This is a genomic window from Streptomyces sp. NPDC060205, from assembly GCF_042728395.1.
Classification (GTDB): Bacteria; Actinomycetota; Actinomycetes; order Streptomycetales; family Streptomycetaceae; genus Streptomyces.
This window is the reverse complement of record NZ_JBHWZP010000425.1, coordinates 1-6,906: the sequence shown is the minus strand read 5'-3', so window position 1 is coordinate 6,906 and position 6,906 is coordinate 1. Positions and strand designations below refer to the sequence as shown.

5 protein-coding genes are annotated in these 6,906 nt (G+C 66.9%); 1 reads left to right on the top strand and 4 read right to left on the bottom strand.

Features of this window, described 5'->3' with window-relative positions; genetic code table 11:
• Positions 1-63: 63 nt before the first annotated feature.
• The 4 genes from ACFWGJ_RS39910 to ACFWGJ_RS39895 form a co-directional block, all read right to left on the bottom strand.
• Entirely contained in the window at positions 64-552 is a 489-nt protein-coding gene (locus ACFWGJ_RS39910; protein WP_387333858.1) for a hypothetical protein, read from the bottom strand.
• A 114-nt stretch (positions 553-666) separates the two neighbouring features.
• Positions 667-1,932 carry an MFS transporter gene (locus ACFWGJ_RS39905; RefSeq protein ID WP_387333857.1) on the bottom strand — a complete coding sequence of 422 codons (1,266 nt, stop codon included), beginning with the start codon at positions 1,930-1,932 and terminating at the stop codon, positions 667-669.
• Positions 1,933-2,011: 79 nt separating this feature from the next.
• The gene (locus ACFWGJ_RS39900) at positions 2,012-3,094 is read right to left on the bottom strand and encodes an inositol-3-phosphate synthase (protein WP_387333856.1); all 1,083 of its coding nucleotides are present in this window, start codon (positions 3,092-3,094) and stop codon (positions 2,012-2,014) included.
• 44 nt (positions 3,095-3,138) lie between these two features.
• A complete protein-coding gene (locus tag ACFWGJ_RS39895) occupies positions 3,139-3,822 on the bottom strand; it encodes a PadR family transcriptional regulator (protein ID WP_210881442.1) in 684 nt (227 codons plus the stop codon).
• A gap of 374 nt (positions 3,823-4,196) precedes the next feature.
• Here ACFWGJ_RS39895 and ACFWGJ_RS39890 point away from each other — a divergent pair, with 374 nt between their 5' ends.
• Positions 4,197-6,869, top strand: coding sequence for a transglycosylase domain-containing protein (locus tag ACFWGJ_RS39890; RefSeq protein ID WP_387333855.1), 2,673 nt, complete (start codon positions 4,197-4,199; stop codon positions 6,867-6,869).
• Positions 6,870-6,906: the final 37 nt, after the last annotated feature.

Here is a 6,906-nt window from a genome sequence, read left to right as displayed (position 1 = left end):
CCGTTGTTTCACGTGAAACAACGGCCCTCGGCGTATCCGAGCCCTTACTGCTTGGCTGAGCCCTTACTTCTTTGCGGAGTACTCCGACAGGCAGAGGGTGAAGTCACTGCTGCCGCCGGTCTCGGTGTACTCGGCGTACTTGGTGCGGTCGCAGCCGGAGTTGTCGCTCTTCTTCTGCTCGACCTTGTACGCGGCCTTGGAGTCACCGCAGTCCACGACCTCAAGCTCCGGGTCGGTGGTGCTGTTCGGGTTGCCGATGCTCATGCAGTCGCCGACCTTGGCGCTCGACGCATCGTCACGGCTCGCGATCCAGCCGCCCACGGCGACTATGAGGACGACGACGGGAACGGCGAAACGCAGGTACTTCTTCAGGTTGCGCTTCGGCGGCTCGGGCGCGACCGGGGCGTAGGGAGCGTTCGGGTGCTGCGGGTAGCCCTGCGGGGGCTGCTGTCCGTAGGGGTTGCCCTGGGGCGGCTGCTGCCCGTAGGGATTTCCCTCGGCCGGCTGGCCCTGAGCGAACGGATTCTGGCCCTGCGGCGGCGGCGTGGTCACTTGGGGGTCCCCCTCGAACTTGGAGCGCATGGCGCGAAATAAGACGCACGTAAGCTACCGGGCCCCACTGACAACTCCGTAGCCCGGAGGGTCTCTGTGTCCTTGATGTGACACTTACTGGCGCTCAAAGCGGGCCATAGCCGCAGCAACCGCCCCGTAGATAACGGCCACCGTGACCACAAGCGCCACGGATCGGCCGTCAGGGGGCAGTATCAGGGCAGCCACTCCCGCAGCGCCGACGAAGGCGACGTTGAACAGGACGTCGTAGACGGCGAAGATCCGGCCACGGAAGCCGTCCTCGACGGACGACTGGACGACGGTGTCCGTGGCGATCTTCGCGCCCTGGGTGGTCAGACCCAGGACGAAGGCCGCGAGCAGGAGGGGCACTTCGGCGAACGACAGGCCCAGCGCCGGTTCCAGGACCGCGGCGGTGGCCGCGCAGGCGATGATCCAGCCGCCGGGGCCGAGCCGGTTCGCGCCCGCCGGAGTCAGCACGGCCGCAGCGAAGAAGCCGGCTCCGGAGATCCCCACGGCCAGGCCGAGCAGGGCGAGCCCGTCGTCGTCCGGGCCGGACGACCAGGCGTACCGGCAGAGCATCAGCACCATGACCGTCAGCGCGCCGTAGCAGAACCGCATCAGGGTCATCGCGGCCAGCGCCCAGGCGGCGTCGCGGCGCGCGGGCTCGGTCAGGTGACGTACGCCCGCCGCGAGGCCCCGCGCGGTGCCGAGCACGGCCGTCCTGAGCCGTGGCCGCACCGGTGGCCGTTCGGGGCCCAGCAGATCCGGGGCCAGTCGCAGCGAGGCGAGCGCGGAGCACACGTACAGGGCCGCTCCCACGAGGACGACCAGCGCGTCGGAGTCGGAGCCGACGAGACGTACGACGAAGGCGAGGCCGCCGCCGAGGGTGGCGGCGAGTGTTCCGGCCGTGGGTGACAGGGAGTTGGCCATCACCAGCCGTTCGGCGTCGACCACGCGGGGAAGGGCGGCGGACAGACCCGCGAGCACGAACCGGTTGACGGCGGTCACGCACAGCGCGGAGGCGTAGAAGAGCCAGTCCGGTACACCGCTGAGCATCAGAACGGCCGTCAGGGCCGCCAGGAGCGCCCGCAGCAGGTTCCCGTACAGAAAGACCTGGCGGCGTCTCCAGCGGTCCAGGAGGACGCCTGCGAAGGGGCCGACGAGGGAGTACGGGAGGAGCAGGACCGCCATTGCGGAGGCGATCGCTGCGGCCGAGGTCTGCTTCTCCGGTGAGAAGACGACGTATGTGGCGAGCGCGACCTGGTAGACACCGTCGGCACCCTGCGAGAGCAGGCGGACGGCGAGCAGCCGCCGGAAGTTCCTGAAGCGCAGGAGTACGCGCAGGTCACTCACGACAGCCATGGGTTACAGCCTCGCACAGGGCGAGGGTCCCCGGAGCGATGCCCCGGGGACCCTCGACAGCCGTGCGTGGGACGAGCCTTTAGCGCTCGACCTCGCCCTTGATGAACTTCTCGACGTTGTCGTACGCCTCGTCGTCGAAGTACTGGACCGGCGGGGACTTCATGAAGTAGCTCGACGCGGAGAGGATCGGGCCGCCGATGCCGCGGTCCTTGGCGATCTTCGCGGCGCGCAGGGCGTCGATGATGACACCCGCGGAGTTCGGGGAGTCCCAGACCTCCAGCTTGTACTCCAGGTTCAGCGGGACGTCACCGAAGGCGCGGCCCTCAAGGCGGACGTACGCCCACTTGCGGTCGTCGAGCCAGGCCACGTAGTCCGAGGGACCGATGTGGACGTTCTTCGCGCCCATGTCACGGTCGGGGATCTGCGAGGTGACGGCCTGCGTCTTCGAGATCTTCTTGGACTCCAGGCGGTCGCGCTCCAGCATGTTCTTGAAGTCCATGTTGCCGCCGACGTTGAGCTGCATGGTGCGCTCAAGACGGACACCGCGGTCCTCGAACAGCTTCGCCATCACGCGGTGCGTGATGGTGGCGCCGACCTGCGACTTGATGTCGTCGCCGACGATCGGGACGCCCGCCTCGGTGAACTTGTCCGCCCACTCCTTGGTGCCGGCGATGAAGACCGGCAGAGCGTTGACGAACGCGACCTTGGCGTCGATGGCGCACTGGGCGTAGAACTTCGCCGCGTCCTCGGAACCGACGGGCAGGTAGCAGACGAGGACGTCCACCTGCTGGTCCTTGAGGACCTTGACGACGTCGACCGGGGCCTCGGCCGACTCCTCGATGGTCTCGCGGTAGTACTTGCCGAGCCCGTCATGGGTGTGGCCGCGCTGGACCGTGACGCCCTTGTTCGGGACGTCGCAGATCTTGATGGTGTTGTTCTCGCTGGCGCCGATGGCGTCCGAGAGGTCGAGGCCGACCTTCTTCGCGTCGACGTCGAAGGCGGCGACGAACTCGACGTCACCCACGTGGTATTCGCCGAACTGGACGTGCATCAGACCCGGCACCTTGGACGCCGGGTCGGCGTCCTTGTAGTACTCGACGCCCTGAACCAGCGAGGCGGCGCAGTTGCCCACGCCGACGATGGCTACGCGAACCGAACCCATTCCGGTTGCTCCCTGTGTGTACTCGGTGAAGCCCTGAGAGGACTTCACGTGGCAGTGTCATCGGACGGATCCGGCCCGGGGGTGCCCCCGGGCCGGGGCAGGCCGCCCGACTCCCCAGATGTGTTGTCCTGCTGAGCGGAGCCGTCAGGACCGGGACGCCGATGGTCCCGTCCCGCCCGCTCGCTCTCGATGAGCTCGTTCAGCCAGCGCACTTCGCGCTCCACGGACTCCATTCCGTGGCGCTGGAGCTCAAGCGTGTAGTCGTCGAGTCGCTCCCGGGTGCGCGCCAGCGAGGCGCGCATCTTCTCCAGGCGCTCTTCGAGACGGCTGCGGCGGCCTTCGAGGACCCGCATCCGTACATCCCGTGACGTCTGGCCGAAGAAGGCGAAACGAGCGGCGAAATGTTCGTCCTCGTACGCGTCGGGACCCGTCTGCGAGAGGAGGTCCTCGAAGTGTTCCTTACCTTCCGCCGTCAACCGGTAGACGATCTTGGCGCGACGTCCTGCGAGGGGCGCCGCGAGGGCGTCCTCGGAGGTGTTCCCCGGTTCCTCGATCAACCAGCCGTTGGCGACCAGCGTCTTGAGGCAGGGGTAGAGCGTCCCGTAGCTGAACGCACGGAACACACCCAGTGACGTATTGAGGCGTTTTCGCAGCTCATAGCCGTGCATCGGGGACTCGCGGAGAAGGCCGAGGACGGCGAACTCAAGGATTCCGGAACGCCGGCTCATCGTCGCCTCCTCTCTGCCGCGGCCGTGCCGTGACGGTCTTTATGTCGAGCTGATGTATCGACTCGATACATCGACACGATAGATCGGTCCTCTCCCTGCGACAAGAGGGGGCACGGTGAACGGCGTCACATCACCGATTCGTAGGAAGCAAGTTGCCTGATTTGGGGTGAACTTCGGTGCTAGGCAGGTTTTGACGGTGCGTAGTCTGTCCGCCATGCAAACCACCGGGAACCGAGTGACGCCTGGGGACGTCCTTGTCCTCGGTGCAGTACGGATGAATGTAAAAACGACCGCATCCGTACTTCGGGGGGACCGGAAACCAGCTGCCGTTTCCAGGTGCGCTCAGGTGCGCCTGCCCGAGGAGTAATCGTTCGATGAGCGAGCACCGTCGCAAATCGCCGCAGCCGCAAGGTGGCGGACGTGCCGCGGCCCGACGCGGCCAGACCGGCTCGTCCTCCGGCCGCCGTGCGGCACCGCGAGGCGCAACCGAGTCTCCTTCCGATTCATACGACTCGGGGGGTGAGGAACGCCCGTACGGCAGCCGCGCCGAGGCCCGGCGGGCATCACAGAGAAACAGCAGCGGCGCCGGTCGACGCAGAGCGGCCGACGGCGCGGCGCAGGGAGGCCGTGGCCGCGGACGCGGGTCCGTACCGCCGAAGAAGCGGATCATCGACTACCCGCGCGCGGGCAGGTACGGGGCGGCACGTTGGGTGCCGTCCTGGAAGCTCGTGACGGGTCTGTTCATCGGCTTCTTCGGCAGCATGATGGCCGTCGCGGGAGTCGCGTACGCGCTGGTGGGCCTGCCGGACGTCGCCAAGACGGCCGAGGCGCAGAACAACGTCTACTACTGGGCCGACGGCACGCAGATGGTCGCCACCGGTGGTGAGACGAACCGGCAGATCATCGACTACTCCCGGATTCCCAAGGAGATGCGCTACGCCGTCATCTCGGCCGAGAACAAGACGTTCGAGAACGACCGGGGCGTCGACCCCATGGGTATCGGACGGGCCCTGTTCAACATGGCCAAGGGCGGTCAGACCCAGGGTGGCTCCACGATCACCCAGCAGTACGTGAAGAACGCCATGCTGGAGGACCAGTCGCAGACGATCTCCCGTAAGTTCAAGGAGCTCTTCGTCTCGATCAAGGTCGGCGCCAATGTCGACAAAGAAGACATCATGGCCGGCTATCTGAACTCGGCCTACTACGGCCGCGGCGCCTACGGGATCCAGGCCGCCGCGCGTACGTACTTCGACAAGGACGCCGACGACCTCAACCCGAGCCAGTGCGCCTTCCTGGCGGCGGTGCTCAAGGGCGCCACGTACTACGACCCGGCGGGCGCGGAGTCGATCGACCCCTCCGCCACCCCCGCGGCCAACCGCCAGCGCGCGGAGACCCGCTGGCGCTGGATCCTCGGCGAGATGGTCAAGGACGGGCACCTGGAGGAGTCGGTACGCGCCAAGTACCCCGACTTCCCCACGCTGCAGAGTCCGCGGTCCAACGCCCAGCTGGGCGGTCAGGTCGGTTACCTGGTCGACCTCGCCAAGGCGTACATCGTCAACAACAGCGAGAAGACCGGGATCACCGAGAAGCAGCTGCGTGACGGCGGCTACGAGATCCACACGACCTTCGACAAGAAGAAGGTCACCCAGCTCGAAGCCGCGGTGAAGAAGGTCCGCAAGGAGAACATCAAGGAGAAGGAACGGCCGAAGACGGACAAGCACGTCCAGTTCGGCGGGGCTTCCGTGGACCCGAAGACGGGTGCCATCAAGGCCATCTACGGCGGTGTGGACGCGACCAAGCACTTCACCAACAACGCCGACCAGACGGGCGCCCAGGTCGGTTCGACCTTCAAGCCGTTCGTCCTCGCGGCGGCCATGAAGTGGGGCGTGCGCGATCCCGACCTGGAGCCGACCCAGGCCCAGGACGAGCGCATCAAGGTCTCTCCGAAGAGCCTGTACAGCGGCAAGAACAAGCTGAAGATCGAGGACTACGACGGGACGGTCTGGAAGGACAAGGACGAGAAGGAATGGCTGCAGCGCAACGACGGCGACGAGTCGTACAACCCGCCCACCTTCCAGATCGACCTGCGTGAGGCGATGAGGGTCTCCTCGAACTCCGCCTACGTCCAGCTGGGCATGAACGTCGGTCTGGACAAGGTGCGCGAGTCCGCCTTGGACGCCGGCATCAAGGAAGGCAGTCTGCAGACCGCCAACTTCCCGTCCTTCTCCATCGGCACCTCCGACCCGAGCGCGATCCGCATGGCCGGCGCGTACGCCACCTTCGCGGCGAGCGGCAAGCAGAACGAGCCGTACTCGGTCGACGAGATCACCGACAAGGACGGCACGGTCTTCGCGCACGAGAACTCGGCCAAGGCGAAGCAGGCCTTCACGGCGCAGGTCGCCGACAACGTCACCGACGTCCTCAAGACCGTCGTCGACGAGGGCACCGGTACCGCGGCGAAGCTGAGCAACCGGCCGGTGGCGGGCAAGACCGGTACGACCGACGGCAACAAGTCCGCCTGGTTCGTCGGCTACACCCCGCAGCTCTCGACCGCGATCTCCATGTACCGCATGGACGACGACGAGTCGAACAAGAAGCGCGAGTTCCTGGAGATGTACGGAACGGGTGGCCAGGACAAGATCCACGGCGCCTCGTTCCCGGCCGAGATCTGGCACGACTACATGGAGCAGGCGCTCAAGGGCGCGAAGGTCGTCCAGTTCCCGACGCCCGAACCCATCGGTGAGGTCGTCAACGACGTCGTGGTCCCGACCCCGACTCCGACACCCACCGAGACGGAGGAGGAGGAATCCGAGGAGCCGGAGCCCACGCCGACCAAGAGCGAGCCGTCTCCCCCCGCTCCCACCACCAGTGAGTCCTGTGGCGCCTTCTTCGGCTGCGAGGACGACGGCGGAGCCAGCACCGGCGAGACCGACACCGGTGGCACGGACGGCGGCGCGAGTCCCTCGACCTCGGAGTCCGAGGAGGAGGACGGCGGCAACAGCAGAGGCAACGGCAACGGGGGCCTGTTCCAGGGGTCCTCGGGCTAGCGGGCAGAAGTTCCCTCGACGCGACGTGGTCGCCGGC

Excerpts from the sequence above, each read along its gene's own strand:
- ACFWGJ_RS39905 (WP_387333857.1), bottom strand. The coding sequence starts at position 1,932 with ATGGCTGTCGTGAGTGACCTGCGCGTACTCCTGCGCTTCAGGAACTTC.
- ACFWGJ_RS39900 (WP_387333856.1), bottom strand. The coding sequence starts at position 3,094 with ATGGGTTCGGTTCGCGTAGCCATCGTCGGCGTGGGCAACTGCGCCGCC.
- ACFWGJ_RS39895 (WP_210881442.1), bottom strand. The coding sequence starts at position 3,822 with ATGAGCCGGCGTTCCGGAATCCTTGAGTTCGCCGTCCTCGGCCTTCTC.
- ACFWGJ_RS39890 (WP_387333855.1), top strand. The coding sequence starts at position 4,197 with ATGAGCGAGCACCGTCGCAAATCGCCGCAGCCGCAAGGTGGCGGACGT.